Below are 20233 nucleotides of genomic sequence, written 5' to 3'. Positions count from 1 at the left end.
TCCAGGGTGAGCAGCGAGCAGACCCCCGCCCCCGAAGCCCCCGCCGACGCGCCGGAGCCCCGTCCGGGCCGGCTGACCGCCGTGGCGGCGCTCGCCGCGCTGGAGGGGCTGGTGCTCGTCGTGGGCGGCGTGTGGGTGCTGGTGGAGGGCCTGACCGGGCACCCCGACGACCGGACCACGGCCCTCACCGGCGGCGTCACCCTGATGGTCCTCGGACTGCTGCCCCTGATCGCCGCGCGCGGGCTGCTCGCCTGCCGGGGCTGGAGCCGGGGCCCCGCCGTCATCACGCAGATCCTGGCCCTGCCCGTCGCCGTCAACCTGATCGGCTCCGACGGGGTGGCCGTCCCCGCGGGCGTCGCGCTCGGCGCGGTGGCCGTCACGGCGCTGCTCATGCTGGTCAACCCGGCCACGACGCTGGCCCTCGGGATCAAGGGGCCCGGCGGGAACAGGAAGTGACCGCTTCCTGAGCCCGGCCGTCCGCGCCCCCGCCCTCGGGCGGTGGACCGCGGCGGCGGTCACCGCCCGGGAGGCGTCACCGGGCCGCGTCTCGGACGGCACCTCCCGGCCCTGCGGCGGCGGCTACTCCTCGACGAGGAGCTTCTCCCGCAACTGCGCCAGGGTGCGCGCCAGCAGCCGCGACACGTGCATCTGGGAGATGCCGACCTCCTGCGCGATCTGCGACTGGGTCATGTTGCCGAAGAAGCGGAGCAGCAGGATGCGCTTCTCCCGGGGCGGCAGGTCCTCCAGCAGCGGCTTGAGGGACTCCCGGTACTCGACCCCCTCCAGTGCCTCGTCCTCGGCGCCGAGGGTGTCCGCGACGGCCGGGGACTCGTCGTCGGTGTCAGGGACGTCCAGGGACAGCGTGGAGTACGCGTTGGCGGACTCCAGGCCCTCCAGGACCTCCTCCTCGGAGATCGCCAGCCGCTCCGCCAGCTCGTGGACCGTGGGGGAGCGGCCGTGCAGCTGGGACAGCTCCGCCGTGGCCGTGGTGAGGGCCAGCCGGAGCTCCTGGAGCCGGCGCGGGACGCGCACCGCCCAGCCCTTGTCCCGGAAGTGCCGCTTGATCTCGCCGACCACCGTCGGGGTCGCGTACGTGGAGAACTCCACCCCGCGCTCCGGGTCGAAGCGGTCGACGGACTTGATCAGCCCGATGGTGGCGACCTGCGTCAGGTCGTCCAGCGGCTCGCCCCGGTTGCGGAAGCGGCGGGCGAGGTGCTCGACGAGCGGCAGGTGCATGCGGACGAGCCGGTTGCGCAGCTCCGCGTACTCGGGGCCGTCCTTCTCCAGCGTGCGCAGCTCCATGAACAGGGCGCGCGCCCCGCTGCGGTCCTGAGGGTCGTGCCGCGCGCCCTGCGCGCCGCGCACGGCCGGCGCCGCGTCCTCGGAGTCCCGCTCGTGCTCGCTCATCGTCCCGTCCGTCGCCCTTTCCCGAGCCGACGCCCCGCCCCGGCCGGGCCCGACGGGGGTGCTCCCCGCCGGTCCGTCCGGAGGCGCGTTCCGCACGGCACCGTCGCCGGGCCGCTGCCCCGCGCCGGGGACGCCGGCTCCGGGCGCGGCCTCGTCCTCCGGATGCGGGCGGGCCTGCTCGGGGATTCCGTCGATGCCGTCCGCCACGCGCCGGGCCTCGCTGGGCACACCCGTGCCCTCGGCCGACAGCTCCCGTGTCCCGCGCTCCTCGTCCCGCACCGGCCCGTCCCCGTTCCTCACGCCGGCCCGGGTCCGGCGCCGCGCTGTTTGTAGAGGCTGATCGAAACGGTGTTGTCCTCGTCCACGGCGGAGGAGACCTTGCCCGCGAGGGCCGACAGCACGGTCCACGCGAAGGTGTCCCGCGAGGGCGCGTGACCGTCCGTGGTCGGTGCCGAGACGGTGACCTCCAGCGAGTCGTCGACGAGGCGGAAGACGCAACTGAGCACCGAGCCGGGCACGGCCTGCTGCAGCAGGATCGCGCAGGCCTCGTCGACCGCGATGCGCAGGTCCTCGATCTCGTCGAGGGTGAAGTCCAAACGGGCCGCGAGGCCGGCCGTCGCCGTACGCAGCACCGACAGGTAGGCACCCGCGGCCGGCAGCCGGACTTCCACGAAGTCCTGGGTCGCGGGCTCGCCTGCGATCTGGGACACCCTCACCTCCAAGGTGGTACATGCGCTACCGGGCCGGGACGACCCCGGGGTAGCGCGACACGTGGTTCAGCGGTGACGTTATCGCGCTCCGATGTCTCCCGTCCCCGGGACCCCGGCCCCTGCTGTCACTCATAGTAAACACGTGAACACGCACAGTGGCTAGGGGTTCGGCGGGTCCAAATCGGAAGAGCGCGCGCCGGGTTGACGTACCCATGGCTCAGACGGTCGAACCGTCTCCGGCACAGGTCACGGGCCGGTCACACCAGAACATGATCGACAAAACACCAGCGCCAGTCCTCCCCGGGTTCGAAGGTCCGTATCACGGGATGGCCGGTCTCCTCGTGGTGCGCCGTCGCGTGCCGCCGCGGCGAGGAGTCGCAGCAGCCGACGTGACCGCAGGTGAGACACAGCCGCAGTTGAACCGGGTCCGTGCCCTCGGCCAGGCATTCGGGACAGGTGCCGCCAAGCGGCTGCGGTTCCGGGTGCGGCAGCGCGTCGACGTGCGTGCACTGTTTCATGATGCCCAGGTTACGACGGGTGCGCGGGTGAGCGCGCGAACGCGGAGGACGGGCGAGGCCGATGGACGTGATGCCGCTCTTGCTGCTGGTGGCGGGGAGCGCCGCGGTCGCCGCCGCCGGCCGCCGCACCCCGGTCCCGGCACCCCTGCTGCTGGTCGCGGCCGGGCTGGCGGTCAGCTACCTCCCCGGGGTCCCCGACTACACCCTCGACCCGCACGTCGTCCTGCCGCTGCTGCTGCCGCCCCTGCTGTACACGGCGGGCACCGACAGTTCCTACCTCGACCTGCGGGCCCACGTGCGGCCCGTGGCGCTGCTGTCCGTGGGGTACGTGCTCTTCGCGACCTTCGTCGTCGGCTGCGCCGCCTACCTGATCGTGCCGGGGCTGCCGCTGACCGCCGCCCTGGTGCTGGGCGCGGTCGTGGCACCGCCCGACGCGGTCGCGGCCACGGCGGTCGCCCGCCGGGTGGGCCTGCCGTCCCGGATCACCACGATCCTCCAGGGCGAGTCCCTGGTGAACGACGCCACCGCGATCACCGCCTTCAAGGTCGCCCTCGCGGCGGCGGTCGGCGAGGGCGCCACCTGGGCGGGCGGCATCGGCGAGTTCCTGCTCGCGGCGGTCGGCGGCGTGGGCGTCGGACTGGTGCTGATGGTGCCGCTGCACTGGCTGCGCACCCATCTGCGGGAGGCCCTGCTGCAGAACACGCTCTCCCTGCTCATCCCGTTCGTCGCGTACGCCGCCGCCGAGCAGGTGCACGCCTCCGGGGTCCTCGCGGTCGTCGTCGTCGCCCTGTACCTGGGCCACCGCGCCTGGGAGGTCGACTTCGCCACCCGCCTCCAGGAGGACGCGGTGTGGACGATGGTCGCCTTCGTCCTGGAGTCGGCGGTCTTCGCCCTCATCGGGCTGCAACTGCCCGTCGTCCTCAGGGGCCTCGGTACCTACGCCGTCGCCGACGCCGCCTGGTACGCCGTCGCCGTGTTCCTGGTCGTCGCCGCCGCCCGCTTCGTCTGGGTGTACCCGGCGACCTTCCTGCCGCGCCTGCTCTCCGCCCGCGTGCGCGCGCGGGAGGACGATCCCGGCTGGAAGGCGCCCTTCGTGATCGGCTGGGCCGGGATGCGCGGCGTCGTCTCCCTGGCCATCGCCTTCTCCGTCCCGCTCACCGTCCACGGCGGCGGGCCCTTCCCCGAACGGAACCTGATCCTGTTCCTGACCTTCACCACGGTCATCGGCACCCTGGTGGTCCAGGGGGTGAGCCTGCCGCCGCTGATCCGGCTCCTGGGGTTCCCCGCCCACGACACCCGGGCCGAGACCCTCGCGGAGGCCAACGCCCAGGCCCAGGCCTCCCGGGCCGCCGAGGAACGCCTGGACGACCTGCTCACCGACGAGCGCAACGCCCTGCCCGGCCCGCTCGCGGACCGCCTGCGCATGGTCATGGAGCGCCGCCGCAACGCCGTCTGGGAACGGCTCGGCCAGGTCAACCCCGTGACCGGGGAGAGCGTCGACGACACCTACCGGCGGCTGTCGCGGGAGATGATCGGCGCCGAGCGCGCGGTGTTCGTCCGGCTCCGGGACGGCCGGTACATCGACGACGAGATGCTGCGCACCCTGCTGCGCAGGCTGGACCTGGAGGAGGCGGCGGCCTACCGGGAGGCGGCGTAGCCCGCGCGCGGCGGCGGGACCGGGGCCGGGGCGCCTCCGTCCGCCCTCCCGCGCGGGCGCTCGGACGGGTGACTCCGGCCCGGCCGTTCCCCCCGTGTCCGTCCTCCCGCGCGCGAGCGCCGCACCGTCCGCCCTCCCGCGCGGGTGCCCGGACGGCGATCCGGTCAGGCGAAGGGCCGCCCGGTGATGACGGCCGCCAGCGTCGTCCCGCGCGCGAAGGCGTGCTCCCGGGTCAGGGCCAGCAGGCCGTACAGCATCTTGGCGACGTAGACGCGCTCCACGGGCAGCCCGTGGCGGTCCTCGAAGTCGTCGGCGAAGGCCTCCAGCCCGGGGGTGGAGCGGGCGTACCCGCCGCAGTGGAAGCGGTCGTCCAGGCTCCAGGCGCCCCGGGGGCCGCCGAACGCCTCCTCCTGGAGGCGCCGTATCTCCCCGGCGAGGAAACCGCCCCCCTTGAGGACGGGTATCCCGAGCGCCCGGCTCCCCGCGGGCAGTCCGGCGGCCAGGCCCGCGAGGGTGCCGCCGGTGCCGCAGGCCAGCGCCACCACGTCCGCCCGTCCGGCCAGCTCCCCGCCGAGATCCCGGCAGCCCCGGACGGCCGCCGCGTTGCTGCCGCCCTCCGGGACGACGAACGCGCCCTCCGCGCCCGCGGCCCGCAGCAGGGCCGCCAGGATCTCCGGGTCGGACTTGCGGCGGTACGTCGCGCGGTCGGTGAAGCACAGCCGCATGCCGTCGGCGGCGCACCGGGCGAGGGAGGCGTTGAGCGGCCGGTGCGCCAGCTCCTCGCCGCGCACCACGCCGACCGTGGGCAGGCCGAGCAGCCGTCCGGCGGCGGCCGTGGCCCGCAGGTGGTTGGAGTACGCCCCGCCGAAGGTGACGACCGCGCGCCCGCCGGCCCGGGCGAGGTTGGGCGCGAGCTTGCGCCACTTGTTGCCGACCAGCTCCGGGTGGATGAGGTCGTCCCGTTTCAGCAGCAGCCGCACCCCGTGCCGTTCGAACCGCGCGTCGGCGGCCGGCACCAGCGGCGAGGGCAGCCGGGGGCCCGGCAGGGAGGGCCGTCCGCCGCTCCGGCCGGTGCTGTCGGTGCTGGTCACACGGCCATTGTGCCGTGCGACGGGCGGCCCTGCCGGGTCACTTCAGCCGGTCCCGGACGCGTTCGCGCATCGACGCCATGGTGAACCCCCTGGGATCCGACTTCCCGGGCTGCCACTCCAGGTGGCCGATGACGGACCGCTCCGTCCAGCCGTGGTGGCGGCAGACCGCCGCGGCGGCCCGCTCGACGGCCTCCAGCTGCGCGCGGGGCCAGGGGTCCTCCCCGTCGCCCAGGTTCTCGCACTCGAAGCCGTAGAAGTACCGGTTGCCGTCGGTGTTCGCCTCGTTGTCGCCGGGCAGGCGCTTCTCCGCGACGACCGCGCGCAGCACGTCGTCGTCACCGGACCCGGCGTGGTTGACGCGGCCGTAGCCCACCAGGTGGACCCGGCCGTCCTTGGTGATGACGCCGTGGCACAGCGGCCCCGGCAGGTCCTCGTGGCCCGTGCGGCAGATCTCCACGGTGCGCGCGCCGCCGCTGGTCACCGTGTGGTGGACCATCACGCCGTGGACGGGCCCCCAGGGGCCCTTGTGGTCGCGGTTGTGGTGCCGCCAGTCGCCGACCTCGACGACGGTGAGGCCCTCGGCCCTCAGCGCCCCGAGGAAGCTGTCCGCGGACATGGGTGAGGCCATGGCCGGCTCCTCCGTTCCGTGCGACGGCCGCCGGACGCGACCGCCGGGTACCGGGCTTGTACCGAAACGGAGCGATCCCTACTGCTTGTTCGGGCCGCCTTCCCCATTGTTCGTATCGCGTGCGAACGATTTCGGACGGAATGGCGAATGAGCAACGGTGGAAAGGCCGTTGGAGGCCCCCGCACCGGCACTTCGAACGAATGATCATCCCTGCCCCGCGCACCGATGATCCATTCTCGCTCTTTCGTGTAATAGCACTGGCGGGCTCCGTCGTGAAGGCTGACCCGTGCACATTGATGCCGGGCGCAGCCGTCCGGCATGACCGGGAGGGCAATTCCATATGTCGGTAGGCGAAGAGGTCCGCACCGAGCAGACGAGGCCGCAGCAGAGCCTCGGCACGGCGGCAGCGCGGAACCTGGCCACCACGACCAAGTCCGTGCCGCAGATGCAGGAGATCAGCTCGCGCTGGCTGCTGCGCACCCTTCCCTGGGTGGACGTCCAGGGCGGCACGTACCGGGTGAACCGGCGCCTGACGTACGCCGTCGGCGACGGCCGGGTGACGTTTGTGAAGACCGGCGACCGCGTCGAGGTCATCCCCGCGGAGCTGGGCGAACTGCCCGCCCTGCGGTCCTACGAGGACGAGGGGGCGCTCGCCGAGCTGGCCCGCCGCTGCCAGCAGCGCGAGTTCGGCCCCGGCGAGGTGATCGCCTCCTTCGGCACCGAGGCCGACGCCGTCTACCTGCTGGCGCACGGCAAGGTGGAGAAGGTCGGCACCGGCCCCTACGGCGACGACGCCGTGCTCGGGGTCCTGGCCGACGGCGCCTACTTCGGCGACGGGGCCCTGCTCGACCCGGGGGCCATCTGGGAGTACACCGCCCGCGCCGTCACCGCCTGCACGGTGCTGGTCCTGCCCCGCCAGGACCTGGAGCAGGTCGCGGAGCGCACGGAGTCCCTGCGCGACCACCTCCAGCAGCTCCGTTCCCTCCCCGAGCAGCGCACCAACAAGCAGGGCGAGAAGGCCATCGACCTCTCCGCCGGCCACACCGGTGAGCCCGATATCCCGCACACCTTTGTCGATTACGAAGCCCGCCCCCGCGAATACGAGCTGAGCGTCGCCCAGACCGTGCTGCGCATCCACTCGCGCGTGGCCGACCTCTACAACCAGCCGATGAACCAGACGGAGCAGCAGATCCGCCTGACCGTCGAGGCGCTGAAGGAGCGCCAGGAGCACGAGCTGGTCAACAACCGCGAGTTCGGCCTGCTGCACAACTGCGAGTACGACCAGCGCATCCAGCCGCACGCCGGGGTGCCCGGCCCGGACGACCTGGACGAGCTGCTCAGCCGCCGGCGCGGCACCAAGCTGCTCCTCGCCCACCCGCGCGCCATCGCCGCCTTCGGCCGCGAGCTGAACAAGCGCGGACTCGTCCCCGAGACGATCGACATCGCCGGCAACCGCATCCCGACCTGGCGCGGTGTCCCGATCTACCCGTGCAACAAGATCCCGGTCACCGAGGCGCGGACCACCTCGATCATCGCGATGCGTACCGGTGAGCAGGACCAGGGCGTCATCGGCCTGCGCGCCACCGGCATCCCCGACGAGATCGAGTCGAGCCTCTCGGTGCGCTTCATGGGCATCAACGAGCAGGCCATCATCAAGTACCTGGTCACGGCCTACTACTCGGCCGCCGTCCTCGTGCCCGACGCCCTCGGCGTCCTGGAGAACGTCGAGATCGGCCGCTGGCAGTGACGTCCGTTCCCCCCGCGCCGTGTTCCCGCCCTCCGGGGCGGGTACACCCCGGGGGTACGGGCAAGCACGCGGGCGGACGGGAGAGATGAGTCCATGACGGACGCTGGGTACGGCGCCACCGAACTGTCCCTTCCCACGGGAACGCTGGAACGGCACGAGCCCCTCGGGATACGCGGGGGCACGGAGCCGGGGGCGGTGCCCGAGGGGCAGGACGGTCCGGCTCCGGGCGGTCCCGGTACGGGGGCGTCCGACGAGGCGGCGGAGCTGCTGCGGCGGTCCCGGGCCTCGGTCGACCCGGAACTGCGGGAGGCCGTGGCGTCGTTGCCCGCCACCATGCGTCGCATCGGGCTCTACCACTTCGGCTGGCAGCACGCCGACGGCAGCCCCGCCGACGGCAACGCGGGCAAGGCGATCCGCCCCGCCCTCGTCCTCGCCTCGGCCGCCGCGCTCGGGGGGCCCGCGGCCCGTGCCGCGGCCGTCCGGGCCGCGGCGGCGGTGGAGCTGGTCCACAACTTCACCCTGCTGCACGACGACGTGATGGACCGGGACGCCACCCGCCGCCACCGGCCCACCGCGTGGACGGTGTTCGGCGACGCCGACGCCATCCTCGCCGGGGACGCCCTCCAGGCGCTCGCCCTGCGGCTGCTCGCCGCGGACGCGCACCCCGCGTCCGCGGAGGCGGCCACCCGGCTCGCCGACTGCGTCATGGAGCTGTGCGAGGGGCAGCACGTGGACACGGCCATGGAGCGGCGCTGCCCGACCGAGGTCACCCTCGACGAGACGCTCGCCATGGCCGAGGCCAAGACCGGCGCGCTGCTCGGGTGCGCCTGCGCGCTCGGCGCGCTGTACGCGGGCGCCTCCGCCGAGGACGTGGCGGCGCTGGACGCCTTCGGCCGCGAGGCAGGGCTGGCCTTCCAGCTCATCGACGACGTCATCGGCATATGGGGCGACCCGCGCCGCACCGGCAAGCCGGCCGGGGCGGACCTGGCGGCCCGCAAGAAGTCGCTGCCGGTGGTGGCGGCGCTCACCTCCGGCACCCCGGCCGCCGCGGAGCTCGCCGAGCTGTACGCGGCGCCCTACGCGGAGGGCACGGAGGACCTGGAGGAGACCACCAGGATCGTGGAGCGGGCGGGCGGCCGGGACTGGGCCCAGGCCCAGGCGGCGGACCGGATGGCCCGTGCCATGCAGGCGCTGTCGCGCGCCGTGCCCGATCCGGAGGCCGCGGGCGGTCTGCTGGCGCTGGCCGAGTTCGTGACCCGGCGCAGGGCCTGACGGCCGCCGCCCGGGCAGGACCCGGGGCCCGTGCAGGGCCGTACGGCGTCGGACCGGCGTACGGCCGCACCGCCCAGGGCCCCGGCAGCGGGCCCCGCACTGCCCCACGGTGTGCGGGGCCCGTCCCCTGTCCCCGGCCCTGCGGAGCCGTGCGCTCCCGGGCGCGGCCAACGGGACGCCGCACCGGCCGGTGCGCCGCCCGAGCCACCCGTTAGGCTTCAACGGCCGTGCAGACAGGCGAGGTTGAACCGAAGGGCGGGCGGACATGGGCGTGGCGATCCGGACGGCGGGACCCGGCGACCGGGAGCTGGTCGTCCGGCTGCTCGACGAGGCGTTCCAGGACGATCCGGTCAGCGGCTGGGTCTTCCCCGGCGCGGAGTACCGCCGCCGCACCCACCACCGGCTGATGGCCGCCTTCGCCGACGTGGTCCTCGCCGAGGGCCGCGTCGACCTGACCGAGGACGGCGCCGCCTGCGCGATGTGGCTCTCGGTGCCCGCCGGGGAGGACGACGGCGCGGACGACGACACCCCCGTCCGGATGCGCCTGGCCGTCGATCCCGGGAACGACCGGATCGAGCGGATCGCGCGGCTGACGGCGGGCATCCATCCGGCCGGGCGGGCGCACGAGTACCTCTGGATGATCGGTGTGGCCCCCGGGCGACAGGGCGAGGGCCTGGGCACCGCGCTCCTCGGCACCGTCCTCGACCGCTGCGACCGCGAGGGCCGGCCCGCCTATCTGGAGGCGAGCAGCGACCGCAGCCGGGTGCTCTACGAGCGCCTCGGCTTCGCGACCGTTGGACAGCCCCTGGAACTGCCGGAGGGCCCCCTGATGTGGCCGATGTGGCGCGAGCCGCGCGGCTGACACGCGGTTTGCCGGAGGGCCGGGGCTGTCTGGGGTGCTCGGAGGGCTGGGCTTTGGGATCGGGAACGCCGGGGCCCGGGGTGTCCGGGGAGTCCGGGGCGGTTGAGCGGACCGGACCTGCGGGAGCCGAGCGCGCGCCCCGGTCCGAGGCCGGGCACCGCTGCCCTGCGCCGGGCCCCGGGCCTCCGGCAGGGCCACGTCGCAGGCCCGCTGCCCGGGCCAGGTCCGGACATCTGCCCGGGTCGGGTCCCGGATGTCTGCCCGGCCGGGTCTCGGACGACCGTCCAGGCCGCGTTCCGGACCTGTCCTCGGACCGGACGTCGGACGCCGGGCGCGGCCCGAGCCCGGTTCCGGAGATCCGGCCGCGCCGGCTCCGGTGACCGACCCCGGCGTGGCCCGCGCGGCTTCCCTTCCCGCGGGTGCCGGGTGCCGGGTGCCGGGTGCCGGGTGCCGGGCGCTGCGGCGGGCTTCCGCCCGGCGGCCGGAAGCGGAGCGCTCTACCCTGGAAACATGGACAGCGACGCACCCGTCTGTCCCGTCTGCGGACAGCCGGTCGGAACGGTCGTCCGGCGGCACAAGACCCTGGGCGCCTGGGTCCCGTCCTGGACGGCGGGCCCCTGCCGCAATCCGCGCTGCGAGGCCAACCCGGACGGAAGCGCGGCCCGACGCCCTCCGGAGCCGACACGGAAGGCGACGCGCGGCGGCTAGACGGGGGTGGGGGAGGGCTCTTCTCGGACCTCCCGGACCTCCCGGACCTCCCGGGCCGCCTGTGTGAGCCGTCGGAGGCGGCGGCAGAAGCGTGAAGCAGGCGCGGTGCGCCCAGGATCTCCGGGGCCTCCGGCGCGCAGCCGGGCCCCTCTTTCCCCGGCAGCCGGCAGGAGCACTCCCGGCCCGGCCACGACACGGCCGGTCGCACGACGGCCCACATCGGTGGACGGAAGGGGACGTGACGCACACGGTTGCCCCACCGGGTGCGTGCCGCCGGACGAGCCGGGAGCGGACACCGTTCGACCGGTCCGTCAACGCACAGCCCTCACCGCCTGGCGGTCCAACACGGCGTCAGATCCGCAGAGCGCCGAGCGGCAGCCCACCGACGTGACGGGCGGACGCGCGGTGTGCCCGGCTCCGGAGGGAAAGGCCCGCGTACGGATGGGCCGGTCCTACGCGCGCCCGGCGTGCCCTCCTGCCCGAAGACGACCGCACCCGGCCCCGTGGGCGCCGGAAGCGGCGGCCTGGGGCCGGGTGCGGAATCAGCCGCGTGGGCCGGGATCAAGCCTTCTTCGTCTCCCAGAAGATCTTGTCGATCTGGGCGATCAGGTCCAGGGCCTTCTGGCCCGTCGCCGGGTCGGTCGACGCCTTCGCGGCCGACAGGGCCTTGAGGGCGTCGTTGACGAGCTGGTGCAGCTCGGGGTACTTCTCGAAGTGCGGCGGCTTGAAGTAGTCGCTCCACAGGACGGAGACGTGGTGCTTGGCCAGCTCGGCGCGCTGCTCCTTGATGACCGTGGCGCGCGCCTGGTAGTGCGGGTCGTCGTTGCCGGCCATCTTCTCCTGGACGGCCTTGACCGACTCCGCCTCGATGCGGGCCTGGGCCGGGTCGTACACGCCGCAGGGCAGGTCGCAGTGGGCGCTGACCGTGACCTTGGGGGCAAACAGGCGGGAAAGCATGCAGCGTTCCTTCCTCGTGATCGTCTTCTCAGGGGGGACATTACTCCCTGGGAGACCTGATTTCGCGGGTGCCCCCGTGGGCTTAGGACAAAAGTCCGTGGTGAGACTGAGACTGGCGGAGGAAGAACGGGGAGGTGCCGGGTGATGCCGGAGCTGTCGCGGGAGAGCGGACGGCCCAGGGGGCTGCTGCCGTTGGGGCCGGCCGAGGTGACCGGGCCCTCGATGGTGCCCACGCTGCACCACGGGGACCGGCTGCTGGTGCACTGGGGTGCCAGGGTGGGGCCCGGTGACGTGATCGTGCTGCGGCACCCCTTCCAGCAGGACCTCCTCGTCGTCAAACGGGCCGTGGAACGGCGCGGTTCCGGCTGGTGGGTGCTCGGGGACAACGCCTTCGCGGGCGGCGACAGCACCGACTACGGAGTCGTCCCCGAGGAACTGGTGCTGGGCCGGGTGCGCTTCCGGTACCGGCCGCGGCGAAGGGGTCAGCGGTCGCCGCTGGCCGCCGCCCGCTGGGTGCTCTCCTCGTTCCGGCCGGTGCTGAGCGACCGGTCCGCCTCCCGCCGCTTGCGGGCGCGGTAGGCGGCCACATTGGCCCGGGTGGCGCAGCGGTCGGAGCAGTAGCGGCGGGAGCGGTTGGTCGAGGTGTCCAGGTAGGCGTTGCGGCAGGGCGCCGCCTCGCACAGGCCGAGCCGGTCCACGCCGTGCTCGGTCAGGTGGAAGGCGAGGCCCATCGCGGCGATGGCGGCGTAGCCCGCGGTCGCGTTGGACGGGTGGTCCGCCAGGTGCATGTGCCACAGCGGGCTGCCGTCGTCGTCGCGGTGGTCGTGGCCGGAGATCTGCGGGCTCACCGGGAACTCCAGCAGCAGGGAGTTCAGCAGGTCCACGGCGAGGGTCTCGTCGCCGCCGTCGGCCGCCTCGAAGACCGCGCGCAGGCGCCCCCGGACCGCGCGGAAGCGGGTCACGTCCGCGTCCGTGGCGCGGCGGGCCGCCGACTGGTTCACGCCGAAGAGATCGCGGACGGCCTCGACGGACGTCAGGCCGTCCCGTCCCCGGACCGGTTCCTCCGTGTTGACGAGACGCACGGCGTAATCCGAGTAATAGGCCAGTTCCACTTGTAGTCCTTACGAAGGGGCTCTAGGGTCGTGCCTGCGATCAGGTAATGGCTGGTCGTGGCTACAGGGTATTACGTATGCGGGTGCGACGGAGGGTTTCATGACGGACACGGACACCGGGCGCGGCACGGTCGCGGGCACCGACACCGCCACGGGCGCCGGCGGCACCACCGGCACCGGCGGGGGCGCTCCCGCGCGCGCCACCGCCGACTGGGCGGCGGGCTGGCAGGAGAGCTGGGACCGGCAGCAGGAGTGGTACATGCCCGACCGCGAGGAGCGCTTCCGGATCATGCTCGACATGGTCGAGGCGCTGACCGGCCCCGCGCCGCGCGTCCTCGACCTCGCCTGCGGCACCGGGACCATCACCGCCCGTCTGCTCGCCCGCCTCCCCGAGGCCACCAGCACCGGCGTCGACCTCGACCCCGCGCTGCTCGCCATCGCCGGGGGCACCTTCGGGGGCGACGACCGGGTCTCCCTCGTCACCGCCGATCTCAAGGACCCCGACTGGACGGCGAAGCTGCCGTACGACTCCTACGACGCCGTGCTCACCGCCACGGCGCTGCACTGGCTCCACGCCGATCCCCTCGCGGACCTCTACGGCCGGATCGCCGGACTCGTCCGCGACGGCGGTGTCTTCATGAACGCGGACCACATGATCGACGACACCACGCCCCGGATCAACGCGGCCGAGCGCGCGCAGCGGCACGCCCGGATGGAGCGCGCCAAGCGGGCGGGCGCCGTCGACTGGAACGCGTGGTGGGAGCTGGCCGCCCAGGACCCGGTCCTCGCCGGTCCGACCGCCCGCCGCTTCGAGATCTACGGCGAGCACGCCGACGGCGACACCCCGCCGGCCGCCTGGCACGCCCGGGTGCTGCGGGAGAAGGGCTTCGGCGAGGCCCGGCCGGTGTGGTGCTCCCCCTCGGACACCCTCCTGCTGGCGCTCAAGTAGCCCACCGGCCCGTCGGGCCGCCCGGCCCGGTGGCCCCTGCGGGCCCGTACGCCGCGCCCCTGCCGTAACACGCGTCGGGGGCGGTACGGAAAACCCGTACCGCCCCCGACGCGGCGCCGTGGAGGATCTGCCGCCGACCCGGCGCGCCGGTCAGAGGACCTTCGACAGGAACGCCCGCGTCCGCTCGTGCTGCGGATCGGTGAGCACGTCGCGCGGGCTGCCGGACTCGACCACCACCCCGCCGTCCATGAAGACCAGGCTGTCGCCGACCTCGCGGGCGAAGCCCATCTCATGGGTGACGACGACCATGGTCATGCCGGTGCGGGCCAGGTCCCGCATGACGTCGAGCACGTCGCCGACCAGCTCGGGGTCGAGCGCGGAGGTGGGCTCGTCGAACAGCATCAGCTTCGGGTCCATGGCGAGGGCGCGGGCGATGGCGACCCGCTGCTGCTGGCCGCCGGAGAGCTGCGAGGGGTAGTTGCGGGCCTTGTCGGCCAGCCCGACCCGGTCCAGCAGCTCCATGGCGCGCTGCTGGGCCTCGGCCCGGCGGACGCCCTTCACCTGGACGGGCGCCTCCATGACGTTCTCGACGGCCGTCATGTGCGGGAACAGGTTGAAGCGCTGGAAGACCATGCCGATGTCCCGGCGCTTGAGGGCGACCTCGCTGTCCTTCAGCTCGTGGAGCCGGTCGCCCTTCTGGCGGTAGCCGACCAGCTCACCGTCGACGTAGAGGCGCCCGGCGTTGATCTTCTCCAGGTGGTTGATGCAGCGCAGGAAGGTGGACTTGCCCGAGCCGGAGGGGCCGATCAGGCAGAACACCTCGCCCGACCGCACCTCCAGGTCGATGCCCTTGAGGACGTCGACGGCGCCGAAGGACTTGTGGACGCCCTCGGCCTTCACCATGGCGGGGGAGGACTCCGTCATGCCGCGGCCTCCTTGGTACGGCGGGTGGGCAGGACCGCGGCGCGCAGGCGCTGCCAGGGCGTCGGCGGCAGGGAGCGGCTGGAACCGCGGGCGTAGTGGCGCTCGACGTAGTACTGCCCGATGCTCAGCACCGAGGTCATGATCAGGTACCAGGCCGCGGCCAGGAAGTACATCTCGACCGTGGAGCCGGCGTTCTGGCCGATGTCCTGGGCCTGTTTGAACAGGTCGTAGAACTGCACCGCCGAGACGAGCGAGGTCGTCTTCAGCATGTTGATGACCTCGTTGCCGGTGGGCGGCACGATGACGCGCATCGCCTGCGGGATGACGATGCGGCGCAGCGTCTTCGCGTGGCTCATGCCCAGGGCGTGCGACGCCTCCGTCTGCCCCTCGTCGACCGAGAGCAGCCCGGCCCGGCAGATCTCGGCCATGTACGCGGCCTCGTTGAGCCCCAGCCCGAGCAGCGCCGTGAGCAGCGGCGTCATGAAGGACGACCAGTAGTCCTTGTAGACGGGCCCCAGGTTGATGTACTCGAAGACCAGGCCGAGGTTGAACCAGACGAAGAGCTGCACCAGGACCGGGGTGCCGCGGAAGAACCAGATGTAGAACCACGCCACCGACGAGGTCACCGGGTTCTTCGACAGCCGCATCACGGCGAGCACGACACCGCCCACGATGCCGATCGCCATCGAGAGCACGGTCAGGAGCAGGGTGTTCCAGACGCCGTCGATGATGCGGTCGTCGAAGAAGTAGTCGGGGATCGCGCCCCAGTTGATCCTGCCCCGGGCGAACGCGTAGACGACCGCGCCCAGCAGGGCCAGCGCGACGACGGCGGACACGTACCGCCCCGGGTGCCGGACCGGAACGGCCTTGACGGCCGTCGGTCCGGTGGGGGGCGTCGCGTCCGGACCGGCCGCCTTGTTGACGTCAACAGTCACGGAGGGAGCCTTTCAGCCGCGGCGATCGGGGCGCCTCAGGAACCGCCGTTGATCGTGGACTTGGTGATGGCGCCGTCGGCGACGCCCCACTTCTCGATGATCTTCTGGTACTCGCCGTTGTCGATGACCGCCTGGACGGCCGCCTGGAGCGCGTCCCGCAGCTCGTCGTTGCCCTTGGCGACGGCGATGCCGTAGGGGCCGGCCTCGACCTGGTCGCCGACGATCTCGAAGTACTCGCCGCCGCCGGAGTTCTTCACCGAGTACGCGGCGATCGGGAAGTCGGCGGAGACGATGTCGGCGCCCTTGGAGCGCATCCGGGTCTCGGCCTCGGGGTTGGTCGCGAAGTCCTCGATCTTCAGCGTCTTCTTCCCCGCCTTCCCGCACTTCTTCGCCTGGTCCTTGGCGAGGTCGTGGGAGAAGGTGTTGCGCTGCACGGCCATGGTCTTGCCGCACAGGTCGTCCCAGGTGGTGATCGACTGGTCGTCGCCCTTGTTGGTGTACAGGGAGACGCCCGCCGTGAAGTAGTCGACGAAGTCGACGCCGGCGCCGACCTTCTTGCCGGTGTCGCCGTCGATGCCCTCCTGGCGGTCCTTGGTGTCGGTCATGGCGGACATGGCGATGTCGTAGCGCTTGGCGGCGAGGCCGCCGATCAGCGTGTCGAACGTGCCGTTCTGGAACTCGAACCGCACGCCGAGCTGCTTGCCCAGGGCGTCCGCGAGGTCGGGGTCGATGCCGACCGTCTTGCCGGAGCCGTCCTTGAACTCGACCGGCGCGTACGCGATGTCCGAACCGACCTTGATCACGCCCTTGTCGCGGATCGCCTGCGGCAGCTTGTCCGCCAGCGGGGCACCCGACGCCTTGGTGCCGCTGTCGCCGGAGTCCTTGGACTTCGTCTGGTCACCACAGCCGGTGACCAGCAGGGCGCCTGCGACCGCGAGCGTGCCGACCACCGCCAGCCGGGAGTGCGCGGCGCTCGTACGACGGGTGAAGCGTGCGGTCATGGGGTTCCTCCGGCGGATCATGGGAGTTGCCGATGGGACGGGGCGCCGGCCGGGGACCGGCAGGCGCCGGAGGCCCGCGGAGCACATCTCTTCGAGTGCCGCTGCCTCGTGTGATTACGGCATCTTGCCATTCGGACTCCGCCGTTCAGGGGCCGTGCGATGTCAAAATCGGATAACGGGTCGCGGACCGAACCGGAGCAGGTCGGTGCATCACGACCGAACCTTTCCGGGAATCCTGGCTTCCGGCCGGAAGATCTCCGGTACCCGCCGGTAATCGAGCAGGGTTGCCGGGCCCCGGCCCCCGCCGGGCGGACGCTCCCGCGGGCGGTCGGGAGACGCCGCCGGGCCGACCGGAACCCGGTGATGAGTCGTGTCACCGTCGTACCGCCTTCGGGGTCCGACATGTGAGCTTGCGCTTATCGGACTCGTCGGGGGAGGCATCCGTCGGGTAAGAAGGTTCATTACACCCCTCATCAGGGGCTCAGGGCGCGTGTGCGGCGCGCCCGTCGCGCGGGGACTCATGTGCGACCAGCGGTCCTGTTCCTGCGCGGTGCCCGCCCGCTCCTCACCTGGAGTGGACAACCCTCAACCATGAACACTTAAGGGGTAACACAAAGTGGCAGCGGAGATCGTCAATCCTCGCAGCGACACCGGTACGGAGACGGGCGGCGAGCCGCTCGACTCCTTCGACCCGGCGTTCGCGCTCCACCGCGGCGGCAAGATGGCCGTGCAGGCCACCGTGCCGGTCCGGGACGCGGACGACCTGTCCCTCGCCTACACGCCCGGCGTCGCGAAGGTGTGCACCGCGATTGCCGAGCAGCCCGACCTCGTGCACGACTACACCTGGAAGTCGTCGGTCGTGGCGGTCGTGACCGACGGCACGGCCGTCCTGGGGCTCGGCGACATCGGCCCCGAGGCCTCCCTCCCGGTGATGGAGGGCAAGGCCATCCTCTTCAAGCAGTTCGGCGGCGTGGACGCGGTCCCGATCGCCCTGGACTGCACGGACACCGACGAGATCGTCGAGACCGTCGTCCGGCTCGCCCCCTCCTTCGGCGGCGTGAACCTGGAGGACATCTCGGCGCCGCGGTGCTTCGAGATCGAGCGCAGGCTCCAGGAGCGCCTCGACATCCCGATCTTCCACGACGACCAGCACGGCACGGCCGTCGTCACGCTGGCCGCCCTGCGCAACGCCGCGCGGCTGAGCGGGCGGACGCTGGGCGAGCTGCGGGCCGTGATCTCGGGCGCGGGCGCGGCCGGGGTGGCCATCGCCCGGATGCTCATCGGGGCCGGCATCGGCGACGTGGCGGTCGCCGACCGCAAGGGCGTCGTCTCGTCCGACCGCGAGGACCTGACCCCGGTCAAGCGCGAGCTGGCCTCCTTCACCAACCGGCGGAACCTCTCCGGCTCGCTGGAGTCGGCGCTCGCGGGCGCCGACGTCTTCATCGGCGTCTCCGGCGGCACGGTCCCGGAGCCCGCGGTGGCCTCGATGGCCGAGGGCGCGTTCGTGTTCGCCATGGCCAACCCGAACCCCGAGGTGCACCCGGAGATCGCCCGCAAGTACGCGGCGGTCGTCGCCACCGGGCGCTCGGACTTCCCGAACCAGATCAACAACGTGCTGGCCTTCCCCGGCATCTTCGCGGGGGCGCTCCAGGTGCGCGCCTCCCGGATCACCGAGGGCATGAAGCTCGCGGCGGCCGAGGCGCTGGCCTCCGTCGTGGGCGACGACCTCGCAGCGGACTACGTCATCCCGTCCCCGTTCGACGAGCGGGTCGCGCCGGCCGTGACCGCGGCGGTCGCCGCCGCCGCCCGCGCGGAGGGCGTCGCGCGCCGCTGACGGCGCCGCCGCACGAGCGCCGACGGCCCCGCCCCTCCGAGGGGCGGGGCCGTCCGCCGTTCCGGGCCGGCCCGTCTCGTGGGACCGCGAAGGCAGCGCGGGGCAGGTGTCCGAAATCCGTGAACACTTCGGGGCGGAGTGTTCACGGATTTCGGACACCTGCCCCCGTGCCGATCCTCTCCCCGCAGCCGGGCGCCCATCGGCAGCACCTGCCGCGGGGCCGTGGCAAGAGGGGGCGTGTCACAGGGAGGCGCGGTTTCGGATGGCGGGCGCGGAACCTATCGTCGGGGGCATGTTCGCCGTCTACGCCGCCCGAATCGACCGCGACCACCCGCTCTCCGGCCTGGAGACCGGGGAGCGCCCGGCTCCCGGGGACCGCCCCGGCTGGAGCGTCGTCGATGTCCGGGCCGCCTCCCTCAACCACCACGACCTCTGGTCCCTGCGCGGCGTCGGCCTCCCGGAGGAGCGGCTGCCGATGATCCTCGGCTGCGACGCGGCCGGGGTCGACGCCGACGGCAACGAGGTCGTCCTCCACTCGGTGATCGGCCAGAGCGGCCACGGCGTGGGCCCCCGGGAACCCCGCTCCATCCTCACCGAGCGCTACCAGGGAACCTTCGCCGAGCAGGTGGCCGTGCCCACCTGGAACGTCCTGCCCAAGCCCCGGGAGCTCTCCTTCGCCGAGGCCGCCTGCCTGCCGACCGCCTGGCTGACCGCGTACCGGATGCTGTTCACCAACGCCGGGGTCCGCCCCGGGGACTCGGTGCTGGTGCAGGGCGCGGGCGGCGGCGTGGCCACGGCCGCGATCGTGCTGGGCCGGGCCGCGGGGCTGCGGGTCTTCGCCACCAGCCGGGACGAGGCGAAGCGGCGGCGGGCCCTGGAGCTGGGCGCCGTGGAGGCCGTCGAGCCGGGGGCACGGCTGCCGCAGCGGGTGGACGCCGTCATCGAGACCGTGGGCGCGGCCACCTGGTCCCACTCGGTGAAGTCGCTGCGCCCCGGAGGCACCCTCGTCATCTCCGGGGCCACCAGCGGCGACCGGCCCTCCCACGCCGAGCTGACCCGGATCTTCTTCCTGGAGCTGAAGGTCGTCGGCTCCACCATGGGCACCAAGGACGAGCTGGAGGACCTGCTGTCCTTCTGCGCCACGACCGGTGTGCGCCCGGTCATCGACGAGGTGCTCCCCCTGGACCGCGCCTGGGAGGGTTTCGCACGGATGGAGTCCGGAGGCCACTTCGGCAAGATCGTGCTCACCACCGCCTGACGCGCCGTCATCCTGCTTCCCGGTGGCACGTGTTGTGCGGGACCCGTCCCGTTCTGGGGGCGGCGCTGTGCGGCGGCACACCTCTCCGACGGCACACACCGACCGTGGGCGAGACACGGTCATGGGATCTGTGGGCCGGCCCTTCGATGCCGACCCGGCCCCACCGGTCGCGCTCGCGGCCACCCCGACGGCACACCGTCCGGCCGACGGACGGATCACCGCTCCGCCCTGCCCCGCCGACTCTGCTCCCCGCCTCGACCCTGCCTCCCGGCCCTCCTCCCCGGGTCCGGACCGACGGTGGCACCGCCCCGGCGACAGTCCTCGCTCCGGCAGGCCCTCGCTCCGACAGTCCTCGCTCCGGCAGGCCCTCGGGCCACGGGTACCCGGCTGTGGGCAGCGAGGGCCACGACGGCCGTCGGCTCGCGGCCCGGCGGCAGCCCTCGGTCCGACGGGCACCCGGGCCGCGCCCGGTGCTCCGGGCGGCGGCCGGGGCGCCGGCGGACGGTCTGGCTTCGGGCGGGGTCCCCGGTAGCCGGTCGTCGGCCGGGAGCCCGGAACAGTCGGGATTCGGCCGGGCGCCAAGGAGGTGCTGGAGAGGTCCCTGCGCGGCACCGTGGCGCGACCGGCAGATCGGCGACGAACACCTTCTCCCGGCCCTGGCCA

20 protein-coding genes are annotated in these 20233 nt (G+C 73.3%); 10 read left to right on the top strand and 10 right to left on the bottom strand.

The features are described 5' to 3' along the window. Positions 1 to 6 precede the first annotated feature (6 nt). Positions 7 to 456 (top strand): hypothetical protein, encoded by a 450-nt coding sequence (locus ACZ7LB_RS13490; RefSeq protein ID WP_161227922.1) that lies wholly within the window; start codon positions 7 to 9, stop codon positions 454 to 456. A gap of 123 nt (positions 457 to 579) precedes the next feature. Here ACZ7LB_RS13490 and ACZ7LB_RS13485 read toward each other — a convergent pair whose 3' ends face one another. The 3 genes from ACZ7LB_RS13485 to ACZ7LB_RS13475 all read right to left on the bottom strand — a co-directional run bounded on the left by ACZ7LB_RS13485 (position 580) and on the right by ACZ7LB_RS13475 (position 2635). Further along, a complete protein-coding gene (locus ACZ7LB_RS13485) occupies positions 580 to 1707 on the bottom strand; it encodes an RNA polymerase sigma factor SigF (RefSeq protein ID WP_471467832.1) in 1128 nt (375 codons plus the stop codon). Continuing rightward, positions 1704 to 2117: an ATP-binding protein gene (locus ACZ7LB_RS13480; protein WP_019326945.1), complete on the bottom strand. Its 414-nt coding sequence runs from the start codon at positions 2115 to 2117 to the stop codon at positions 1704 to 1706. Before ACZ7LB_RS13480 ends, ACZ7LB_RS13485 begins: the two co-directional genes overlap by 4 nt. Before the next feature lie 257 nt (positions 2118 to 2374). Next, positions 2375 to 2635 carry a UBP-type zinc finger domain-containing protein gene (locus ACZ7LB_RS13475; protein ID WP_161227923.1) on the bottom strand — a complete coding sequence of 87 codons (261 nt, stop codon included), beginning with the start codon at positions 2633 to 2635 and terminating at the stop codon, positions 2375 to 2377. Between the two features lie 61 nt (positions 2636 to 2696). Between ACZ7LB_RS13475 and ACZ7LB_RS13470 the strand changes: the two genes are divergently transcribed. Next, positions 2697 to 4292, top strand: a complete 1596-nt coding sequence (locus ACZ7LB_RS13470; protein ID WP_471467829.1) for a Na+/H+ antiporter — start codon at positions 2697 to 2699, stop codon at positions 4290 to 4292. A 164-nt stretch (positions 4293 to 4456) separates the two neighbouring features. Here ACZ7LB_RS13470 and ACZ7LB_RS13465 read toward each other — a convergent pair whose 3' ends face one another. Together ACZ7LB_RS13465 and ACZ7LB_RS13460 are read right to left on the bottom strand one after the other, a co-directional pair. Further along, positions 4457 to 5383, bottom strand: coding sequence for a 1-aminocyclopropane-1-carboxylate deaminase/D-cysteine desulfhydrase (locus ACZ7LB_RS13465; RefSeq protein ID WP_471467827.1), 927 nt, complete (start codon positions 5381 to 5383; stop codon positions 4457 to 4459). A gap of 37 nt (positions 5384 to 5420) precedes the next feature. Then, positions 5421 to 6011, bottom strand: a complete 591-nt coding sequence (locus tag ACZ7LB_RS13460) for an N-acetylmuramoyl-L-alanine amidase (protein WP_161227925.1) — start codon at positions 6009 to 6011, stop codon at positions 5421 to 5423. Between the two features lie 340 nt (positions 6012 to 6351). Here ACZ7LB_RS13460 and ACZ7LB_RS13455 point away from each other — a divergent pair, with 340 nt between their 5' ends. The 4 genes from ACZ7LB_RS13455 to ACZ7LB_RS13440 all read left to right on the top strand — a co-directional run bounded on the left by ACZ7LB_RS13455 (position 6352) and on the right by ACZ7LB_RS13440 (position 10600). Further along, positions 6352 to 7758, top strand: coding sequence for a family 2B encapsulin nanocompartment shell protein (locus tag ACZ7LB_RS13455; protein ID WP_471467825.1), 1407 nt, complete (start codon positions 6352 to 6354; stop codon positions 7756 to 7758). 93 nt (positions 7759 to 7851) lie between these two features. Continuing rightward, on the top strand, positions 7852 to 9030 hold the full coding sequence (locus tag ACZ7LB_RS13450) for a family 2 encapsulin nanocompartment cargo protein polyprenyl transferase (protein WP_471467824.1): 1179 nt from the start codon (positions 7852 to 7854) through the stop codon (positions 9028 to 9030). A gap of 265 nt (positions 9031 to 9295) precedes the next feature. Continuing rightward, a complete protein-coding gene (locus ACZ7LB_RS13445) occupies positions 9296 to 9892 on the top strand; it encodes a GNAT family N-acetyltransferase (RefSeq protein WP_471467822.1) in 597 nt (198 codons plus the stop codon). A gap of 510 nt (positions 9893 to 10402) precedes the next feature. After that, positions 10403 to 10600: a hypothetical protein gene (locus tag ACZ7LB_RS13440; RefSeq protein WP_471467820.1), complete on the top strand. Its 198-nt coding sequence runs from the start codon at positions 10403 to 10405 to the stop codon at positions 10598 to 10600. 561 nt (positions 10601 to 11161) lie between these two features. Here the strand turns inward: ACZ7LB_RS13440 and sodN are convergent. Further along, positions 11162 to 11557 (bottom strand): superoxide dismutase, Ni, encoded by a 396-nt coding sequence (sodN, locus tag ACZ7LB_RS13435; RefSeq protein ID WP_471467818.1) that lies wholly within the window; start codon positions 11555 to 11557, stop codon positions 11162 to 11164. A 144-nt stretch (positions 11558 to 11701) separates the two neighbouring features. Here sodN and sodX point away from each other — a divergent pair, with 144 nt between their 5' ends. Then, complete coding sequence (sodX, locus tag ACZ7LB_RS13430) at positions 11702 to 12136, top strand: nickel-type superoxide dismutase maturation protease (RefSeq protein ID WP_471467817.1); 435 nt, start codon at positions 11702 to 11704, stop codon at positions 12134 to 12136. Here the strand turns inward: sodX and ACZ7LB_RS13425 are convergent. After that, positions 12040 to 12669 (bottom strand): CGNR zinc finger domain-containing protein, encoded by a 630-nt coding sequence (locus tag ACZ7LB_RS13425; protein ID WP_471467815.1) that lies wholly within the window; start codon positions 12667 to 12669, stop codon positions 12040 to 12042. The two genes, sodX and ACZ7LB_RS13425, sit on opposite strands and share 97 nt — an antisense overlap. A gap of 100 nt (positions 12670 to 12769) precedes the next feature. On the opposite strand from ACZ7LB_RS13425, the gene ACZ7LB_RS13420 reads away from it, so the two are divergent. Next, the gene (locus tag ACZ7LB_RS13420; RefSeq protein WP_471467813.1) at positions 12770 to 13618 is read left to right on the top strand and encodes a class I SAM-dependent methyltransferase; all 849 of its coding nucleotides are present in this window, start codon (positions 12770 to 12772) and stop codon (positions 13616 to 13618) included. Between the two features lie 150 nt (positions 13619 to 13768). On the opposite strand, the gene ACZ7LB_RS13415 is transcribed toward ACZ7LB_RS13420, so the two are convergent. Genes ACZ7LB_RS13415 through ACZ7LB_RS13405 form a run of 3 tightly spaced genes read right to left on the bottom strand, consistent with a single transcriptional unit; the run spans position 13769 to position 16478 of the window. Further along, positions 13769 to 14542, bottom strand: coding sequence for an amino acid ABC transporter ATP-binding protein (locus tag ACZ7LB_RS13415; protein WP_471467812.1), 774 nt, complete (start codon positions 14540 to 14542; stop codon positions 13769 to 13771). After that, positions 14539 to 15477, bottom strand: coding sequence for an amino acid ABC transporter permease (locus tag ACZ7LB_RS13410; protein ID WP_471467810.1), 939 nt, complete (start codon positions 15475 to 15477; stop codon positions 14539 to 14541). The genes ACZ7LB_RS13415 and ACZ7LB_RS13410 overlap by 4 nt, the downstream gene beginning before the upstream one ends. 35 nt (positions 15478 to 15512) lie before the next feature. Further along, positions 15513 to 16478: an ABC transporter substrate-binding protein gene (locus ACZ7LB_RS13405; protein WP_471467808.1), complete on the bottom strand. Its 966-nt coding sequence runs from the start codon at positions 16476 to 16478 to the stop codon at positions 15513 to 15515. A gap of 616 nt (positions 16479 to 17094) precedes the next feature. Between ACZ7LB_RS13405 and ACZ7LB_RS13400 the strand changes: the two genes are divergently transcribed. Both ACZ7LB_RS13400 and ACZ7LB_RS13395 read left to right on the top strand, forming a co-directional pair. Beyond that, positions 17095 to 18312: an NAD(P)-dependent malic enzyme gene (locus ACZ7LB_RS13400; protein ID WP_471467806.1), complete on the top strand. Its 1218-nt coding sequence runs from the start codon at positions 17095 to 17097 to the stop codon at positions 18310 to 18312. A gap of 292 nt (positions 18313 to 18604) precedes the next feature. Then, positions 18605 to 19570 (top strand): zinc-binding dehydrogenase, encoded by a 966-nt coding sequence (locus tag ACZ7LB_RS13395; RefSeq protein WP_471467805.1) that lies wholly within the window; start codon positions 18605 to 18607, stop codon positions 19568 to 19570. The last annotated feature ends 663 nt before the right edge of the window (positions 19571 to 20233 follow it).

The sequence above is a fragment of the Streptomyces sp. NPDC107521 genome (genome assembly GCF_055598485.1).
The sequence above is the reverse complement of the archived record's forward strand: the minus strand, read 5'-3'. Positions and strand labels throughout refer to the sequence as shown.

Excerpts from the sequence above, each read along its gene's own strand:
- ACZ7LB_RS13475 (WP_161227923.1), bottom strand. The coding sequence starts at position 2,635 with ATGAAACAGTGCACGCACGTCGACGCGCTGCCGCACCCGGAACCGCAG.
- ACZ7LB_RS13470 (WP_471467829.1), top strand. The coding sequence starts at position 2,697 with ATGGACGTGATGCCGCTCTTGCTGCTGGTGGCGGGGAGCGCCGCGGTC.
- ACZ7LB_RS13460 (WP_161227925.1), bottom strand. The coding sequence starts at position 6,011 with ATGGCCTCACCCATGTCCGCGGACAGCTTCCTCGGGGCGCTGAGGGCC.
- ACZ7LB_RS13455 (WP_471467825.1), top strand. The coding sequence starts at position 6,352 with ATGTCGGTAGGCGAAGAGGTCCGCACCGAGCAGACGAGGCCGCAGCAG.
- ACZ7LB_RS13450 (WP_471467824.1), top strand. The coding sequence starts at position 7,852 with ATGACGGACGCTGGGTACGGCGCCACCGAACTGTCCCTTCCCACGGGA.
- ACZ7LB_RS13445 (WP_471467822.1), top strand. The coding sequence starts at position 9,296 with ATGGGCGTGGCGATCCGGACGGCGGGACCCGGCGACCGGGAGCTGGTC.
- ACZ7LB_RS13440 (WP_471467820.1), top strand. The coding sequence starts at position 10,403 with ATGGACAGCGACGCACCCGTCTGTCCCGTCTGCGGACAGCCGGTCGGA.
- sodN (WP_471467818.1), bottom strand. The coding sequence starts at position 11,557 with ATGCTTTCCCGCCTGTTTGCCCCCAAGGTCACGGTCAGCGCCCACTGC.
- sodX (WP_471467817.1), top strand. The coding sequence starts at position 11,702 with ATGCCGGAGCTGTCGCGGGAGAGCGGACGGCCCAGGGGGCTGCTGCCG.
- ACZ7LB_RS13420 (WP_471467813.1), top strand. The coding sequence starts at position 12,770 with ATGACGGACACGGACACCGGGCGCGGCACGGTCGCGGGCACCGACACC.
- ACZ7LB_RS13415 (WP_471467812.1), bottom strand. The coding sequence starts at position 14,542 with ATGACGGAGTCCTCCCCCGCCATGGTGAAGGCCGAGGGCGTCCACAAG.
- ACZ7LB_RS13405 (WP_471467808.1), bottom strand. The coding sequence starts at position 16,478 with ATGACCGCACGCTTCACCCGTCGTACGAGCGCCGCGCACTCCCGGCTG.
- ACZ7LB_RS13395 (WP_471467805.1), top strand. The coding sequence starts at position 18,605 with ATGTTCGCCGTCTACGCCGCCCGAATCGACCGCGACCACCCGCTCTCC.